This window comes from Mesorhizobium sp. L103C131B0 (assembly GCF_000502275.1).
Lineage (GTDB): Bacteria > Pseudomonadota > Alphaproteobacteria > Rhizobiales > Rhizobiaceae > Mesorhizobium.
Genome location: NZ_AYXC01000007.1, coordinates 21,448 through 38,636 on the forward strand (window position 1 = coordinate 21,448; position 17,189 = coordinate 38,636).

Below are 17,189 nucleotides of genomic sequence, written 5' to 3' on the forward strand. Positions count from 1 at the left end.
CCTGCCGTAATGTTCTCGAAGATGTCGCGGCGGGCAACAGGAATTTCGGCGGCCGTGCGGCAGGCCTGTCGGTGGTCCGGCGAGCCTGCCATGATGTCTCAACCGGCGGCGAAGGATACGGCGACGAAGATTTGCGCGTCGCCGCGATCGATCAAAAGCAGCACCGACTTCCGGCCCGATCTGCCGGCCTCGGCGATCGCCTGGTTGGCTTGCCGCGCATTCCGCACCGGCGACTGGTCGACGGCGACGATGACGTCGCCCGGCTGCAGGCCCGCATTGGCGGCTGCCTTGTCCGGATTGACGCGCTCGACCACGGCGCCACGCTGGTTCCGATCACAATGTCGTCAGCGGCCTTCGGTGCGCCTGAGATAGGTTGTGGCGATCTCGCGCATCCGGTTGCCGTCGAAGCTCGGCCCATGGCCGCCATGGCCGAGACGGACAGGCAGATCGAGGAGCCGCTGCATGGTACGGCGATAATCAGGCCGGCAGGAATCCGGCAAGTCGTCGATCAGCATGGAATCGTAGATGGCGTCGCCGGCAAAGAACAACCCGTCCGTCTCTTCGAACAAAGCGATCGAATCCGGCGAATGTCCGGGCAGATGCAGGACGCGGAACTGCCGGTCGCCGAGGTCGACGATGTCGCCCTCGTCCAGCGTGCGCGTCAGCGGCGCCGGCGGGATCTTGTAGTCGGCCGCCGTCCAGCCCGGCGCCGGCAATTTCGAAACGGCGCCGTCGAGATTGTTGAACATGTAGGCGTAGGTCACCTGATCGTTCATGGTCTCGAAATGCTCGGCACTGTGCCGCGGCCCGGCGCGCAGCGGAAACTCGTGCAGCGAGCCGACATGGTCGAGATGGATGTGGGTGGCGACAACGATGAGCGGCTTGCCCTCGGGCGTGTCGATCTCAGGCGCCAGCGGGCAGATGCCCATGCCGGTGTCGACCAGCAGGTCGGCGTCGCGTCCCCTGAAATGCCAGATGTTGGCGCGCACGAAATCATGCACGAACGGCTCGGTCAGCATCGTCGTGCGGTCGTCGATGATCGTCTTGCCGAACCAGTCGCCGACAACGCGCTCGCCACCAAAACGGGTGCCGCCAAAACGGCCGCCCATCAGACGAAGGGCTTTCCCACCTTGTATTTTTCCGGCACCAGCCGCTTCAGGTAAGCCATGCCCGCTTCCGACAGCTGGTTGACATCGGGCTTCATGAAATCGTCGGGCATATGGCGCGTCTTGCCGGCGACGTTCTTCAGCGGCACCTTCTTCAGCACGGTTTTCGTGCCGTCATATTGCAGCGCCACCGAGCCACCGCCTTCGCTGGCAACGGCAACCGCGAAGGCGCCGGCGTCGAAAGCCTCCTGCGCGTCGACGGCGCTGATCGCGCCGACATAGCCGCGCGGCATGTAGCCAAGCGCATCGACGCGGGCGCGCTTGCCCGGCAGGCCTTCGGCGAGCGCACGTTCCAGAGCTGACGGCAGGTCGCTGCCCGACAATTTGACGTTGCCATGCGCGTCGCGCTCGAGCTTGTCCGGCGGCACCAGGCTTTCGACCAGCGCCTTGCCGTCGGCGGTGCTGACTCCTTCGGAGACGGCAACGATGCAACGCTTGTGGCGGTCGAGCGTGGCGCGCACGTCGTCGATGAAACCGGCGGCGGAGAACGGCCGTTCCGGCACGTAGACCAGATGCGGGCCGCTGTCGGGATCGAGCTGCCAGGCTGCAGCCGCCGCGGTGAGGAAGCCGGCATGCCGACCCATCACGATGCCGACATAGATGCCGGGCAATGCGCGGAAATCGAGATCGACGGACAGGAAGGCGCCGGCGACGAATTCGGCCGCCGAGATGAAGCCCGGCGTGTGGTCGTTTTCCTCGAGGTCGTTGTCGATGGTTTTTGGCGCATGGACGAAAGCAATGCTGCCGCCGGCGGCGTCGGTCAGAATCTGCTGCGTGCCCGACGTGTCGTTGCCACCGATGTAGATGAAAGCGTCGGCGCCGGCCTTCTTCAACCCGTTGAGGATGACTTCGCAATAGGCAGCGTCGGGCTTGTCGCGTGTCGAGCCGAGCGCGGCACTCGGCGTGCCGGCGATCAGCCGCAGCCGGTCCTCGGGGATGGCGGAGAGGTCGACATAGTTGCCGTCACGAATGCCGCGCACGCCGTGGAGCGAGCCCAGCACCTTGGCGCCGGGATGGCGCTTGCGGACTTCCAGCGTGGCCCCGACAACCGTCTGGTTGATGACGGCGGTCGGGCCGCCGCCCTGTGCGATGACAAACGTTCCAGCCATGCTCGATTTCTCCCGGCGCTGTGGTTTTCAAGGCACCTTGGCCTAGCTTGCCGCATCGCGCAACGGGAGTTTCCAGCGGCGCCAAACCGCCGCACAGGATCAGACGACCACGACCGGGTTCTTCTTGGAAACGCGGCTGTAGAGGTCGATGATATCCTGGTTGATCAGGCGCACGCAGCCCGACGACATCGCCTGGCCGATGCTCGCCCATTCCGGCGAACCGTGTATGCGGTAGCCGGTGTCCTTGCCGTCCTGGTAGATGTAGAGGGCGCGTGCGCCGAGCGGGTTGGTGAGGCCACCGGGCTGGCCGTTTTGCCATTTCACCAGTTCCGGCTTGCGCTGGATCATCTCCGGCGGCGGCGTCCAGGTCGGCCATTCCTTGCCGTACTGGATGTTAGCGCGGCCGGACCAGCGGAAGCCGTCCTTGCCGATGCCGACGCCGTAGCGGATGGCGTCGCCGCCCTCCTGCACCAGATAGAGCTTTCGCTCCTGCAGATGGACGACAATCGTGCCGGGCGCCTCGCCGGTCTCGTTGACGACGATCTGGCGGCGGAACTCCGGCTTGACCTTCTGATAGGGCACCGCCGGCACTTCGAAGCCGCCATCGTTGAGCGAAGCGTACATGACATCGGGGCCGGTGACGTTCTTGTCGACGCTGATCGCCGGACGGATCGGCCGCACCGAGCCGGTGACCGTGTCATCCAGCTGGAATTGCGGCAGCTCGAGCGTCGAAGTGCTGCAGCCGGCCATGCCGAGCAGCGTCATGGCGCCGGCCCCTGACAGGACGAAGCGGCGGGAATAGAGATGTTCGGTCTCGTTTGCGTCGCCATTTGCTGGCGGCGTCACATTCTGCGGCAACTCACGCATGCACCCAAACCCTACGCTGTCGGCGGGAAACACGGTCCGGCCGGATAGCAGGCAGTTTCGCCAAACATGGTTGAAAAAGGGTGAAGGCCCAACGACCGGTCTTAAGCCTGTGCCGCCAATAGCCGCAGCGATCTGGCGAAATGGTCCGCCGTGCATTTTTGGGAGAGGGCTCTTTACATTCCTCCGCACACGAGGATTTATCCTTTTCTTTGCGCTCAAGGAGACAAAGATGTCGTTCGAAAACTGGGCCGCCTTCGCCTCTGCCTCCGCCGTGCTGCTCATCATTCCGGGCCCGACCATTCTTCTGGTCGTGTCCTATGCGCTGGGCCAGGGCTGGCGCACTGCCTTGCCGATGGCCGTCGGCGTGGCGCTGGGCGACTTCACCGCCATGACCCTGTCGATGCTGGGCATCGGCGCGCTGCTGGCCGCGTCGGCGACCGTGTTCACCATTCTGAAGCTGATCGGCGCCTGCTATCTGATCTATCTCGGGGTAAAACTGTTTCGCGCCGGCGGCGCGCTCAAAGCCGAACCACGCACAGATGCCGTCTCGGCCGCCAAGATGATGGCGCACGCCTGGCTGGTCACCGCACTCAACCCGAAGAGCATCACCTTCTTCGTCGCCTTCCTGCCGCAGTTCCTCAACCGGGAAGCCGATTTCTGGGCACAGATGCTGATCTTCGAAGCGACCTTCCTGGCGCTCGCCTTCGCCAATGCCTTCGGCTACGCGCTGATTGCGGCGCGCGCCCGCAACGTCGTACGCAACCCCAAGGCGATCCGCATCTTCAACCGCACCGGCGGCACGCTGCTGGTCGGCGCCGGGATCGCCACGGTGGCGATGCGCTCGGGCAATTAGGAACTGCGGAGCATCAGGGCCGATATGGCAGTAAGAGATCCATTCGGCCTAATGTTTTCGGGCGCGACCGAGGCCGGGTTTTCACCCTACAGCCAGGCCGTTCATGAATTGCAATGCTTCGTCGGCGACCCGGTCGGCTCCGTTGACCGCGCCATATCGGCGGATCCCGGTTTCGTCATGGCGCATGTCTTCAAGGGGTATCTGTTCGGCCTCGCCACCGAACGCGAGGCAATGGCGGTCACCCAGGCATGCCATGCTGCGGCACTGCCGCTTGCCGCGACGCCGCGCGAACAGGCGCATGTGGCGGCCCTTGGCCACCTTGCCGAGGGACGCTGGCATGACGCCGCGCGCCTGCTCGAAGATATCGCCATCGACAACCCGCTCGACGTGGTGGCGTTGCAGGTCGGCCACCAGATCGACTTCTTCACCGGCAATGCCCGCATGCTGCGCGACCGTATCGGCCGCGCGCTACCGTCCTGGCAGAGCGGCATGCCAGGTTATCACGCCATTCTCGGTATGCAGGCCTTCGGTCTCGAGGAGATGGGCGACTATATCAGAGCCGAAAGTTTTGGCCGACAGGCGATCGAGATCGAGCCGCGAGACGGCTGGGCGCAGCACGCGGTCGCCCATGTCATGGAGATGCAGAGCCGGCAACGGGACGGCATCGCCTGGATGCGCGCCAATCCCGAGGCGTGGACCAAAGAGAGCTTCCTGCAGGTGCATAATTGGTGGCATCTGGCGCTGTTCCACTACGATCTCGGCGAGACCGACGAGGTGCTCAAACTCTATGACGGGCCGATCTATGGCGAGCGTTCGACGCTGGCGCTGAACATGGTCGATGCATCCGCGATCCTGTGGCGGCTTTATCTCGGCGGTGTCGATGTCGGCGACCGCTGGGCAGCGCTCGCTGCCAACTGGGCGCCGAAGGCTGGAGCCGGCAACTACGCCTTCAACGATGCGCATGCGATGATGGCATTCGTCGGCGCCGGGCTCGAAGCGCCGGCCAAGATCTTGCTCGAAGCCCAGCACGAGGCGATGCGCGGCAGCGACGACAACGCCGCCTTTACCCGGGATGTCGGCCAGCCACTGACGGAAGGCATCAAGGCATTCGGCGAGGGCAATTACAGCGAAGCGGTGCGCCTGATTCGACCGATCCGCGCCATTGCCCATCGCTTTGGCGGCAGCCACGCCCAGCGCGATGTGATTGATCTCACGTTGATCGAGGCGGCGTTGCGCGCCGGCGACACAGCGCTTGCCCGGGCGTTGACGGCCGAACGCGCACTGGCCCGGCCGGACAGTCCGCTGTCGGCGCTGTTTTCGCAACGCGCCGCCAATTTGTCAGAGAATTGACCCGCGGCGGATCTTGTTTTAAAAACTGGCAAGCCAGATTTTTTCGAGACCCGAAAAAATTAATGGCAATGGGAGGAATGCATGTATCTCGGCCTCGATCTCGGCACGTCGGGCGTCAAGGCGCTGTTGATCGATGCCGGGCAGAAGATCATCGGCTCCGGCCATGCTTCGCTTGACGTATCGCGGCCGCATCCCGGCTGGTCCGAACAAAACCCCGCCGACTGGATCCGCGCCTGCGAGACCGCCATTGCCAAGCTGAAAGCCTCGCACCCGAAAGAGCTTGCCGCGGTCAAGGGCATCGGCCTTTCCGGCCATATGCATGGCGCCACCTTGCTCGATGCCGGCGACCAGGTGCTGCGCCCCTGCATCCTGTGGAACGATACGCGCAGTCACGCCGAGGCCGCCGCGCTCGATGCCGACCCGCGCTTTCGCCAACTCACCGGGAATATCGTCTTCCCCGGCTTCACGGCGCCGAAACTCGCCTGGGTGAAGAACAATGAGCCTGCCGTCTTCGCCAAAGTGGGGAAGGTGCTTTTGCCGAAGGATTTCCTGCGGTTGTGGCTGACCGGCGAGCATATCTCAGAAATGTCCGACTCGGCCGGCACCTCCTGGCTCGATGTCGGCAAACGGCGCTGGTCCCCCGAATTGCTTGCGGCGACATCGCTCGACGAAAGGCATATGCCGTCGCTGGTCGAAGGCACGGAGAAGGCCGGCGCCTTGCGCGCCGAACTGGCCGCCAGCTGGGGCATAGCATCGGGCACCCCGGTTGCCGGCGGCGCCGGCGACAATGCTGCTTCGGCCTGCGGCATGGGCACGGTCGGCGCCGGCCATGCCTTCGTGTCGCTTGGCACATCCGGCGTGCTGTTTGCCGCCAACGCTTCCTACCTGCCCAATCCGGCAAGTGCGGTCCACACCTTCTGCCATGCCCTGCCCAACACCTGGCACCAGATGGGGGTCATCCTGTCTGCGACCGATTCGCTGAACTGGCTGTCGGAGATTTCGGGCAAGAAGGCCGGCGAATTGACCGCCGAACTTGGCGATGTGCTGAAAGCGCCGAGCGGGGTGTCGTTCCTGCCCTATCTCTCGGGCGAGCGCACGCCGCATAATGATTCCGCCATTCGTGGGTCCTTCACCGGACTGGCGCATGAGTCGAGCCGCGCGGTGCTGACGCAGGCCGTGCTCGAAGGCGTCGCCTTCGCATTCCGCGACAGTCTCGAAGCCTTGAAGACCGCCGGCACGGATTTGACGCGGGTGACGGCAATCGGCGGCGGCTCGCGCTCGCGCTACTGGCTGAAGGCGATCGCTACGGCGCTGCAGGTGCCCGTGGACATTCCGGCCGACGGCGATTTCGGTGCTGCCTTTGGCGCGGCGAGGCTTGGTCTGATCGCGGCGACAGGGGCTGATCCGCTGGCGGTGTGCACGGCGCCGAGGACGGATGCGACGATCGAGCCGGATGCTGCGCTTGGCGGGGCGTATGCCGATGCGTACCAGCGCTACCGGGCGCTATACCCGGCGATCAAAGGCGTGACCGCGTGAGTCGGCGCGAGGCACCCCCCTCTGCCCTGCCGGGCATCTCCCCCGCAAGGGGGGAGATCGGCAGCGTCGGCGGGTATGCCAGTCTTGTAAGGTGGGTGATTAGCGAAGGCGTGGATGCCAGCCAATCTCCCCCCTTGCGGGGGAGATGCCCGGCAGGGCAGAGGGGGGTGTCTCGCGCCACCCTTGATCGATCACTGCGCCGGCACCTTGTCCAGAAACCCGGTGACGCTCTTCAGGCGCCCATTTTCGATAACACCGATATCGGTGCCTTCGATAACCGACGGCACGCCTTCCGGCCCAAGATTCCACGAGAAGCGGATGCGGTCGCCAAACCCGTCCGGCGTACCCTTCAGCGAGAACCGGAAGCCGGCGAAGCGCTGCTGTACGCCGTCGATCAGCCCAGCAACGCCGGCGTGGCCGTCGCCCTGCATGAGCGGATCGCGGTAGCTGACGTCTTCGGTGAAGGTGGCCTTGAGCAGTTCGGCACGGCGATCCGCATCGGCCTCGTTCCAGGCGGTGATGTAGTTCTGGGCGATCGTATTGAGGTCGGTCATGGTCTGTCTCCTTCGTTGAGTGGCTTTGACACCAGGCTTTTCACCCCAAGCGAGAGCGAAACCAATTACGCCTGAGGTAATCAGGGTGAACTATTCGAGAGAGGACAGAAATCATGAGCAGCGGATTTTTCGGCGACATCAAAGCGATCAAGTATGAGGGGCCGGATTCGACCAATCCGCTGGCCTACCGCTTCTACAATCCCGACGAGGTGGTGGCCGGCAAACGGCTGGAAGACCATCTGCGCTTCGCCGTCGCCTACTGGCATTCTTTCGCCTGGCCGGGCGGCGATCCCTTTGGCGGCCAGACCTTCGCCCGGCCCTGGTTTCCCAAGGCTGGCGGCGTCGACACGATGGAACTGGCCAAGCTGAAAGCCGACGTCGCCTTCGAGATGTTCTCGCTGCTCGGCGCGCCCTATTTCTGCTTCCACGACGCCGACGTGCGGCCGGAAGGCAAGGATTTCTCCGAAAGTGCCGCGCGGCTCGACGAGATCGCCGACTATTTTGCCGCCAAGATGAAGAAGACCGGCGTCAAACTGCTCTGGGGCACGGCCAACCTGTTCTCCAACCGCCGCTTCATGTCGGGCGCCGCCACCAATCCCGATCCGGATGTCTTCGCCTATGCGGCGGCGACGGTGAAAAGCTGCATCGACGTCACGAAGCGGCTGAAGGGCGAGAATTATGTACTGTGGGGCGGGCGCGAGGGCTATGAAACGCTGCTCAACACCGATCTTGCCCGCGAGCAGGAGCAGGCTGGGCGCTTCCTCAGTCTCGTCGTCGACTACAAGCACAAGATTGGCTTCAAAGGCACGATCCTGATCGAGCCGAAGCCGCAGGAGCCGACCAAGCATCAGTACGACTACGACGTTGCCACGGTCTACGGCTTCCTCAAGCGCTTCGGGCTGGAGAAGGAAGTGAAGCTGAACATCGAGCAGGGCCACGCGATTCTTGCCGGCCATTCCTTCGAGCACGAGCTGGCGCTGGCCAATGCGCTCGGCGTCTTCGGCTCGATCGACATGAACCGCAACGACTACCAGTCGGGCTGGGACACCGACCAGTTCCCCAACAATGTGCCCGAGATGGCGCTGGCCTATTACCAGGTGTTGCAGGCCGGCGGCTTCAAGACCGGCGGCACCAATTTCGACGCCAAGCTGCGCCGCCAGTCGCTCGACCCGCAGGACCTGCTGATCGGCCATATCGGCGGCATGGATTCCTGCGCACGAGGCCTCAAGGCAGCCGCCAAGATGGTCGAGGACAAGGCGCTGTCGGGTCCGCTGGCCGAGCGCTATGCCGGTTGGAACACGGCCGAGGGCAAGGCGATGCTGTCGGGCAAGCGCTCGCTGGAAGACATCGCCGAGCGCGTGGTGAAGAAGAAGATCGAGCCGCAGCCACGCTCCGGCCGCCAGGAGTTGCTGGAAAACATCGTCAACCGCTACGTCTGAGGGCGGAAAGCCGATTGGTTATGCCCAAGGGTGGCTGGATAACATTCCGGCCGCCCCGGAATGGGGTTTGCGCAAGACCCTATCCGACGACAAGGGTTTGCCCTTTGGCGCCCCTCAATGACCTCGCTCTTGCCTTCAAACTGCCGTCACGTATCTCGTATAAGGATGCGGTTGTGGCGGGTGAAAAGGAAGGAGGCGAACCGATATGCAGCATGAACGCGAAATCGACGCCCTGCTCTCATCCGGCGAGACCGGATCGATCATCGACCGGCTGATGGCGCTGCCGCGGCCGACCGACAGCGTGAAAAACGAATGGGATCGTGCTGTCAGCAGCCGATTTGAAGTCCGTCTGGCGAGGCAGATGCGCTCGCAGATGGACGCCGGCAGCGATCGACAGAACGCAGCCTGATCTCCCTTTGTCTGTGCATGTCGTAATCCCAAAACCGCGACACACTTTTGGGCGACATGCATCAACCTCGGCGCAGCCTGACCGGGGCTTCGCCGAACGCTCTTGAAAACGCTCTGGAAAATGCCGCGGCGGACGAGAACCCCGTCCGCCCGGCAATATCCGCCATGGCGATCCGCGTGTCGACCACCAGCCGCCGCGCCGCGCCCAGCCGCAGCCTGAGATAGTATGCGCCCGGCGTCTCGCCGATCGACTTGCGAAAAATGCTCTCCAATGTCCGCGCCGTCACCCCGGCGCGTTTTGCCACCGCGTCGATGGTCAGCGGCTGGTCGACATGCGATTCCATCAGCCGGATAGCCTGCGCCAGACGCGGGTCGTAGCCGTCGAGCCGGCCGAGCGAGACCAGCGGCTGCGCGTCGGTCGCGGCGCGCGCCTGGTCGTAGATGAAGACGCTGGCGACATCGAGCGCAACGGCCATGCCGAGCCGGGTGCGGATCAGATGCAGCATCAGGTCGAAGGTCGGCGACGCCCCGCCCGAGGTGAACACCGGTCCGTCGATGACGTAGCGGTCCGGACGCACGTCGACGCCGGGAAAGGCGGAGGAAAAATCCTCCATGTCTTCCCAATGGGTGGTGGCGCTGCGGCCTTCGAGGAGGCCGGCGCGCGCCACCAGCCATGTGCCGGCCTCGACGCCGCCGCAGGCGCGAGCCGCGCGGGCCGCTCGCCGTAATCCGGAAAGCAGAGCCGATGTCGCGTAATTCTGGGTGCCGAAGCCGGCGACGACGACAAGCACGTCGGTCGGCTCGGCCGCATCGAAGCGGCCCCTGACCGCCACCGGCAGGCCGCATGTGGTGACCGGCGCCTCGCCGGTGACCGAGACCAGTTTGAAATCGAACAGCGTCTCGCCGGAAATGCGATTGGCGGCGCGCAGCGGGTCGACGGCCGACGCCACGCACATGATGGACGAGCCTGAAAACACCAGCAGCGTCACCTTGAGCGGCGATCGCTCGGCGCGAAAGATGGTCGGTTTTTCGCTTTTGATCATGAGAGCTTCGTAGATCGCAAAACAGTTTCCGGCAAGTCGGGCATTGTTGGGTCTGTTTCTATGGGAGGAGATGTCCATGCCGCTCGCGATGAACCGTGAGGTTTTCATTACCTGTGCCGTGACCGGGTCCGGCGGCTCGCAGGACCGCTCCCCGCATGTGCCACGCTCGCCCAAGCAGATCGCCGATTCGGCGATCGATGCGGCCAAGGCCGGTGCCGCCATCGTCCACTGCCATGTCCGCGACCCCGAGACCGGCAAGCCGCGCCGCGATATCCATCTCTACCGCGAAGTGACGGACCGCATCCGCGCGGCAGAAGTCGATGTGATCCTGAACCTGACCGCCGGGATGGGCGGCGACATGGTGTTCGGCTCACCGGAAGCGCCGCTGCCGCTCAATGAAAAAGGCACCGACATGGGCGGCGCCACCAACCGCATGGAACATGTGCGCCAGTGCCTGCCGGAAATCTGCACGCTGGATTGCGGCACCATGAACTTCGCCGAGGCCGATTATGTCATGACCAACACGCCCGGCATGCTGCGCGCAATGGGCGGCATGATGACGGCGCTCGGCGTCAAGCCGGAGATCGAAGCCTTCGATACCGGCCACCTCTGGTTCGCCAAGCAGCTGGTCGAAGAAAAGGTCTTGAATCCCGACGCGCTGGTGCAGCTCTGCATGGGTGTGCCGTGGGGGGCGCCGGACGACCTCAACACCTTCATGGCCATGGTTAACAACGTGCCGTCGACCTGGAACTGGTCGGCCTTCGCCATCGGCCGCGACCAGATGGCCTATGCAGCCGCTGCAGTGCTCGCCGGCGGCAATGTCCGCGTCGGTCTCGAAGACAATCTCTGGCTCGACAAGGGCGTGCTGGCCACCAATGCGCAGCTGGTCGAGCGCGCCGCCAGCATCGTCACCAATCTCGGCGCCAGGATTTTGGGGCCGGAGGAAGTGCGCAGGAAGCTCAACCTGACCAAACGGGCGCCGATCGCAGCGGCTGCTTAAGACGGGAGCGGATCATGGCTACCGTCAAATTCACTGCGATGAAGGATGGCGACAGGCAAGACTATGAGTTCCTGACCGCCCATGAGATCGACTATGCCGCCAGGACCGGCGAGCGGCTGCTCGACGCACTGGTGCAAGTCGACGAAGGCCTGTCGGGCTACAAGATCACCAGGCTCGGCCATTCGCTGCAGGCGGCGACGCGGGCCTGGCGTGACGGCGCCGACACCGACTGGATCGCCTGCGCGCTGCTGCACGACATCGGCGACATCTACGCTCCCTACAATCACGACGAATACGCCGCCTCGATCCTGAAACCTTTCGTGCGCGAGCAATGCACCTGGGTGGTGGAAAAGCATGGCGACTTCCAGCGGCTCTATTACGCGCATCATCTCGGCGGCAACCGCCATGCTCGCGACCGCTTCGCCGGCCATGCCTATTTCGTCGATTGCGACCAGTTTTGCGAACGCTGGGACCAGTCGAGCTTCGACCCGGACTACGACACGCTGCCGATCGAATTCTTCCGGCCCTTCGTGCTCGAAGTCTTCGCCCGCAAGGCCTACGACCCCTCCGTGATCCGCTCCGGCGAGCGCGTGCCTCTCATCGACCCCGAAACCGCCAAGACAAGAACCGGAGCCTGACCATGAGCATCATCAACAAGGCAGCCGCCATTGGCGGCGGTGTCATTGGCGCCGGCTGGGTGGCGCGGCTGCTGCTCAACGGCATCGACGTGTCGATCTTCGATCCGGACCCGGAAGCGTCACGCAAGGTCTCGGAAGTGATGAAGGGCGCGCGCCGCGCCTACAGGCAGATGGTTCCCGGCGGCCTGCCCAGGGAAGGCAGACTGACCTTTGCCAAGACCATCGCCGAGGCGGTGGCCGATGCCGATTTCATCCAGGAGAGCGTGCCGGAGCGGCTCGACCTGAAACACCGCGTGCTGGCCGAGATCGATCTCTACGCGCCGGCCAACGCAATCGTCGGCTCGTCAACCTCGGGTATCAAGCCGACCGACATGCAGGTGGCGATGAAGAAGCATCCGGAGCGGCTGGTTGTCGGACATCCCTTCAACCCGGTCTACCTGCTGCCGCTGGTCGAGATCGTCGGCGGCGAGCAGACGTTCCCCGAAGCGATCGAGGTTGCCAAGGAAATCTATGCCTCGATCGGCATGAAGCCGGTGGTGATCCGCAAGGAGATAGAGGCCTTTGTCGGCGACCGCCTGCTCGAAGCGGCCTGGCGCGAGGCGCTGTGGCTGATCAAGGACGGTATCTGCACGGTCGAGGAACTCGACGACATCATGCGCTATGGCTTCGGCCTGCGCTGGGCGCAGATGGGCATGTTCCAGGTCTACCGCGTCGCCGGCGGCGAGGCCGGCATGCGCCACTTTATGGCGCAGTTCGGGCCGTGCCTGAAATGGCCGTGGACCAAGCTGATGGACGTGCCGGAGTTCAACGACGAGCTGGTCGATCTGATCGCCACCCAGTCGGACGACCAGGCGCATGGCCTGTCGATCCGTGAGCTGGAAAGGATCCGCGACGACAATCTGGTCGCGATCATGGATGCTCTGTCTAAACAGAACAAAGGCAAGGGCTGGGGCGCCGGCGCCTTGCAAAAGGACTATACCAGGCAGTTGGCCAAGCTGGCGGCGAAGAAGCCGGCCGCATCCAGGGCCGCCGAGAAGTCCAAGGCATCCAAGCCGGTGAAGAAGGCGGAAAAGCCGAAGAAAAAGAAGAAAGGCTGAGGCCATGGATTTCGGTCTTTCGGAGGAACAGAAGCTCATCGTCGAGACCACGCGCGCTTTCGTCGAGAACGAGCTTTACCCGCATGAACGTGAGGTCGAGCGCACCGGCGTGCTGCGCCGCGAGTTGATCGAAGAGATCAAGGTCAAGGCGATCGAAGCCGGGCTCTATGCCGCCAACATGCCGGCCGATGTCGGTGGCGCCGGCCTCGATACGGTGACCTGGCTGCTCTACGAGAAGGAACTCGGCCGCGCCAACTATGCGCTGCACTGGACCTGCGTCGCGCGCCCCTCCAACATCCTGCTCGCCGGCACGCCGGAGCAGCGCGAAAAATACCTGTTCCCGTGTATTCGTGGCGAGAAGTGGGACTGCCTGGCGATGACCGAGCCCGGCGCCGGCTCCGATTTGCGCGGCATGAAGGCGTCAGCCGTGCAGGACGGCGACGACTGGGTGCTCAACGGCACCAAGCATTTCATCTCCCACGCCGATCTGGCCGATTTCGCAATTAGTTTCATGGCTTCGGGCGAGGAAGAAACGCCGCGCGGCAAGCGCAAGAAGATCACCGCCTTCTTCGTCGACAAGGGCACCAGGGGGTTCACCGTGCGCGACGGCTACCGCAACGTCTCGCATCGCGGCTACACCAACGCCATCCTCGAATTCGACGATTGCCGCCTGCCGGCAAGCCAGGTGCTGGGTGAGGTCCACAAGGGCTTCGACGTCGCCAATTCCTGGCTCGGCGCCACGCGCCTGCAGGTCGGCGCCACCTGTCTCGGCCGCGCCGAGCGGGCACTCGGCCACGCCATCGAATACTCGGCGCAACGCCAGCAGTTCGGCCAGCAGATCGGCAAGTTCCAGGGCGTGTCGTTCAAGCTCGCCGACATGGCGACGGAATTGAAGGCGGCGGACCTGATGGTGTTCGAAGCCGGCTGGAAGTACGATCAGGGCACCGTCACCGATCAGGACATGGCCATGGCGAAGCTGAAGGCTACCGAAATGCTCGCCTTCGTTGCCGACGAAGCAATCCAGATCCATGGCGGCATGGGGCTGATGGACGACCTGCCGCTGGAGCGCATCTGGCGCGACGCCCGTGTCGAGCGCATCTGGGAAGGGACGTCGGAAATCCAGCGCCACATCATTTCGCGGGCGCTGCTGCGCCCGTTCGGGGCTTAAAAAGAAGAGACGGGGAATATGCATAAGCTTGAACGCCTCTTGCGCCCAAAATCCATCGCGGTGTTCGGCGGGGCCCAGGCCGCTGCCGTCGTCGCCCAATCGATCAAGATGGGCTTTGCCGGCGAAATCTGGCCGGTGCATCCGAACAAGGACGAGGTCGCCGGCCGCAAGGCCTATCGCTCGGTCGCCGACCTTCCCGACGCGCCGGACGCTGCCTTTGTCGGCGTCAACCGGCATCTCACCATCGAGGTAATCAAGGCGCTGGCTGAGCGCGGCGCCGGCGGCGCCGTCTGTTTTGCCGCGGGCTTTCTTGAGACCGAGGCCTATGACGATGACGGCGAGCGGCTGCAGGCCGAACTGGTGGCCGCGGCCGGCCAGATGCCGATCATCGGGCCGAACTGCTACGGCCTGATCAACTATGCCGATGGCGCGCTGCTATGGCCCGACCAGCATGGCGGCATCAGGCTGCCCGAAGGCGCCAAGGGCGTCGCCATCATCACCCAGTCCTCCAACATCGCCATCAACATGACGATGCAGAAGCGCGGCCTGCCGATCGCCTTCCTGATGACCGCCGGCAACCAGGCGCAGACCGGCCTCTCCGAAATGGCGCTCGGCCTGATCGAGGATGAGCGCGTCACCTCGCTCGGCCTGCACATCGAAGCCTTCGATTCCGTAGCCGGCTTCGAGAAGCTGGCGGCGCGGGCGCGCGAACTGAAGAAGCCGATCATCGCCATGAAGGTCGGCCGGTCCGAACAGGCCAGGCAGGCGACCGTCTCGCACACAGCTTCGCTCGCCGGTTCGGATGCCGCTTCGGGCGCTTTCCTGCGGCGGCTCGGCATTGCGCGCGTCGATTCCATCCCCGCCTTTATCGAGGCGCTGAAGCTTCTGCACGTCACAGGACCACTGCCCGGCTATAGACTGTCATCGATGAGTTGCTCGGGCGGCGAAGCCTCTGTCATGGCCGACAGCGCCGAAGGCCGCTGGGTCAATTTCCCGGAGCTCACCAGGAAGCACCGCGCCCATGTCAAATCGACGCTCGGGCCGCTGGTCGCGGTCGCCAACCCGTTGGACTATCACACCTTCATCTGGAACAACGAACCGGCGATGACCGCCACCTTCACCGCCATGGTGTCGGGCGGTTTCGACCTCAACATGCTGGTGCTCGACTTTCCACGCCCCGACCGCTGCTCGGTCACCGACTGGTGGGCGACGCTGCGCGCCTTCGAATCGGCGCTGAAGACCAACAAGGCGCATGGCGCGATCGTATCGTCGCTGCCGGAGAACCTGCCGGAGGAATACACCGCCGAGCTGATGGCGCGCGGCATGGTGCCGTTGTTCGGTATTTCCGAGGCCATGGATGCCGCAGGTGCGGCGGCCTTCATCGGCTGGGCCTGGGCCGAGCCGCAGGCGCAGCCGATCGACACGTCGGCTGCAGGTGCTGCCGGCGGTGACCATGTCACCCCTGACGAGGCCGAAGCCAAGGCGCGGCTGATCAAGGCCGGCTTGCCGGTGCCGAAGGCAGAACGTGCCGCTAACGCTGTCGAGGCCGTCATCTCATCCATGGCGCTCGGCTTCCCGGTGGCGCTGAAGGCGCTCGGAGTTACCCACAAATCGGAAGTCGGCGCGGTCAGGCTGAACCTCAAGGACGCCGAATCCGTGAGCACGGCGGCGCATGATCTGCTGCCGCTCGGCACCGGCCTCTATGTCGAGCGCATGGTGCGCGACGGCGTTGCCGAGTTGATCGTCGGCTTCACCCGCGACCCGATGTTCGGCGCCGTCATGACGCTGGGCACCGGAGGCGTGCTGGTCGAGCTGTTGCGCGACAGCATCACGCTGATGCTGCCGGCGACGCGCGACGACATCGAGGCGGCCCTGCGTGGCCTTAAACTGTTTCCGCTGCTGGACGGCTATCGTGGCCGGCCCAAGGCCGATGTCGGGGCTGCCATCGACGCCATCGCGGGCATTGCCGGCTTCGTGCAGACGAATGCCGGAGAGATCGAGGAACTCGACATCAACCCGCTGATCGTCTGCGCCGAGGGCAAGGGCGCCTGGATCGCCGACGCGCTGCTGGTGCTGGGAGAGAAGAAGAATGTCTGACGTCATTTCCACCCGCCGCGAGGGCACCATCATCGAGGTCACGCTCGACCGGCCCAAGGCCAACGCCATCGACCTCAAGACCTCGCGGCTGATGGGCGAGACCTTCAAGGCGTTCCGCGACGATCCCGGATTGCGCGTCGCCATCGTCAAGACCGCCGGCGACAAGTTCTTCTGCGCCGGCTGGGATTTGAAGGCAGCCGCCGGTGGCGACGCGGTCGACGGCGACTATGGCGTCGGCGGTTTTGCCGGCCTGCAGGAGCTGCGCGACATGAACAAGCCGATCATTGCCTGCGTCAACGGCATGGCGGTGGGCGGCGGCTTCGAGCTAGCGCTGTCCTGCGACCTCATTTTCGCCTCCGACCATTCCTCCTTCGCCCTGCCCGAAATCCGCGCCGGCACGCTGGCTGATGCCGCGACGATCAAGCTGCCCAAGCGCATTCCCTATCATGTCGCCATGGACCTTCTGCTCACCGGCCGCTGGATGGATGTGGCGGAAGCGCATCGCTGGGGGCTGGTCAACGAAGTGCTGCCCAAGGACAAGCTCGAGGAGCGCGTCTGGGAGATCGCAAGGCTGCTCGCCAGCGGCCCGCCGCTGGTGTTCGCCGCGATCAAGGAGACGGCGCGGGTGGCGGAGGCGCTGACCTTCCAGGACGCGATGAACCGCGTGACGCGCCGGCAATTGGCGACGGTCGATGCGCTGTATGGCTCGGAGGACAATATGGAAGGGTTTCGTGCGTTCGCAGAAAAGCGCGACCCGGTGTGGAAGGGGAAGTAGCCTCTTTACCCTCCCCTCGATGGGGAGGGTCGGACCGAAGGTCCGGGGTGGGGTGATGCGCCACCANGCGCCACCACCCCCACCCGCCG

General features: G+C 64.5%; 16 protein-coding genes and 1 pseudogene. 11 read left to right on the plus strand and 6 right to left on the minus strand.

The features are described from left to right. Positions 1-98 precede the first annotated feature (98 nt). The 4 genes and pseudogenes from X730_RS150130 to X730_RS150115 form a co-directional block, all read right to left on the minus strand. Positions 99-329, minus strand: a pseudogene (locus X730_RS150130) (PDZ domain-containing protein); the annotation flags it as partial. A gap of 15 nt (positions 330-344) precedes the next feature. Further along, the gene (locus X730_RS150125) at positions 345-1,109 is read right to left on the minus strand and encodes an MBL fold metallo-hydrolase (protein WP_050588119.1); all 765 of its coding nucleotides are present in this window, start codon (positions 1,107-1,109) and stop codon (positions 345-347) included. Next, the gene (locus X730_RS150120) at positions 1,109-2,275 is read right to left on the minus strand and encodes a diphosphate--fructose-6-phosphate 1-phosphotransferase (RefSeq protein WP_023826458.1); all 1,167 of its coding nucleotides are present in this window, start codon (positions 2,273-2,275) and stop codon (positions 1,109-1,111) included. Before X730_RS150120 ends, X730_RS150125 begins: the two co-directional genes overlap by 1 nt. A gap of 99 nt (positions 2,276-2,374) precedes the next feature. Next, entirely contained in the window at positions 2,375-3,142 is a 768-nt protein-coding gene (locus X730_RS150115) for a L,D-transpeptidase (RefSeq protein WP_023668871.1), read from the minus strand. Between the two features lie 229 nt (positions 3,143-3,371). Between X730_RS150115 and X730_RS150110 the strand changes: the two genes are divergently transcribed. The 3 genes from X730_RS150110 (at position 3,372) to xylB (ending at position 6,881) form a co-directional block, all read left to right on the plus strand. Further along, positions 3,372-3,995 (plus strand): LysE family translocator, encoded by a 624-nt coding sequence (locus X730_RS150110; RefSeq protein WP_023826459.1) that lies wholly within the window; start codon positions 3,372-3,374, stop codon positions 3,993-3,995. Positions 3,996-4,019: 24 nt separating this feature from the next. Next, entirely contained in the window at positions 4,020-5,345 is a 1,326-nt protein-coding gene (locus tag X730_RS150105; protein WP_023826460.1) for a tetratricopeptide repeat protein, read from the plus strand. A gap of 81 nt (positions 5,346-5,426) precedes the next feature. Continuing rightward, positions 5,427-6,881: a xylulokinase gene (gene xylB, locus X730_RS150100; RefSeq protein ID WP_023826461.1), complete on the plus strand. Its 1,455-nt coding sequence runs from the start codon at positions 5,427-5,429 to the stop codon at positions 6,879-6,881. 191 nt (positions 6,882-7,072) lie between these two features. Here xylB and X730_RS150095 read toward each other — a convergent pair whose 3' ends face one another. Beyond that, positions 7,073-7,435: a nuclear transport factor 2 family protein gene (locus X730_RS150095; protein WP_023689938.1), complete on the minus strand. Its 363-nt coding sequence runs from the start codon at positions 7,433-7,435 to the stop codon at positions 7,073-7,075. Positions 7,436-7,548: 113 nt separating this feature from the next. On the opposite strand from X730_RS150095, the gene xylA reads away from it, so the two are divergent. Both xylA and X730_RS150085 read left to right on the plus strand, forming a co-directional pair. After that, positions 7,549-8,874, plus strand: a complete 1,326-nt coding sequence (gene xylA / locus X730_RS150090; protein WP_023826462.1) for a xylose isomerase — start codon at positions 7,549-7,551, stop codon at positions 8,872-8,874. 205 nt (positions 8,875-9,079) lie between these two features. After that, the gene (locus tag X730_RS150085; RefSeq protein ID WP_023668865.1) at positions 9,080-9,283 is read left to right on the plus strand and encodes a hypothetical protein; all 204 of its coding nucleotides are present in this window, start codon (positions 9,080-9,082) and stop codon (positions 9,281-9,283) included. Positions 9,284-9,344: 61 nt separating this feature from the next. Here the strand turns inward: X730_RS150085 and X730_RS150080 are convergent, their stop codons facing one another. Beyond that, complete coding sequence (locus X730_RS150080) at positions 9,345-10,325, minus strand: GlxA family transcriptional regulator (protein ID WP_023736239.1); 981 nt, start codon at positions 10,323-10,325, stop codon at positions 9,345-9,347. Positions 10,326-10,401: 76 nt separating this feature from the next. Between X730_RS150080 and X730_RS150075 the strand changes: the two genes are divergently transcribed. The 6 genes from X730_RS150075 to X730_RS150050 are packed head-to-tail and all read left to right on the plus strand — an operon-like array spanning position 10,402 to position 17,100. Beyond that, the gene (locus X730_RS150075; protein ID WP_023826463.1) at positions 10,402-11,325 is read left to right on the plus strand and encodes a 3-keto-5-aminohexanoate cleavage protein; all 924 of its coding nucleotides are present in this window, start codon (positions 10,402-10,404) and stop codon (positions 11,323-11,325) included. 14 nt (positions 11,326-11,339) lie between these two features. Continuing rightward, on the plus strand, positions 11,340-11,963 hold the full coding sequence (locus X730_RS150070; protein WP_023826464.1) for an HD domain-containing protein: 624 nt from the start codon (positions 11,340-11,342) through the stop codon (positions 11,961-11,963). Between the two features lie 2 nt (positions 11,964-11,965). Then, positions 11,966-13,060, plus strand: a complete 1,095-nt coding sequence (locus tag X730_RS150065; RefSeq protein WP_023826465.1) for a carnitine 3-dehydrogenase — start codon at positions 11,966-11,968, stop codon at positions 13,058-13,060. A 4-nt stretch (positions 13,061-13,064) separates the two neighbouring features. After that, positions 13,065-14,228, plus strand: a complete 1,164-nt coding sequence (locus tag X730_RS150060) for an acyl-CoA dehydrogenase (RefSeq protein ID WP_023689942.1) — start codon at positions 13,065-13,067, stop codon at positions 14,226-14,228. A gap of 18 nt (positions 14,229-14,246) precedes the next feature. After that, complete coding sequence (locus tag X730_RS150055; protein ID WP_023826466.1) at positions 14,247-16,325, plus strand: acetate--CoA ligase family protein; 2,079 nt, start codon at positions 14,247-14,249, stop codon at positions 16,323-16,325. Continuing rightward, positions 16,318-17,100, plus strand: a complete 783-nt coding sequence (locus X730_RS150050; protein ID WP_023668858.1) for a carnitinyl-CoA dehydratase — start codon at positions 16,318-16,320, stop codon at positions 17,098-17,100. Before X730_RS150055 ends, X730_RS150050 begins: the two co-directional genes overlap by 8 nt. Positions 17,101-17,189: the final 89 nt, after the last annotated feature.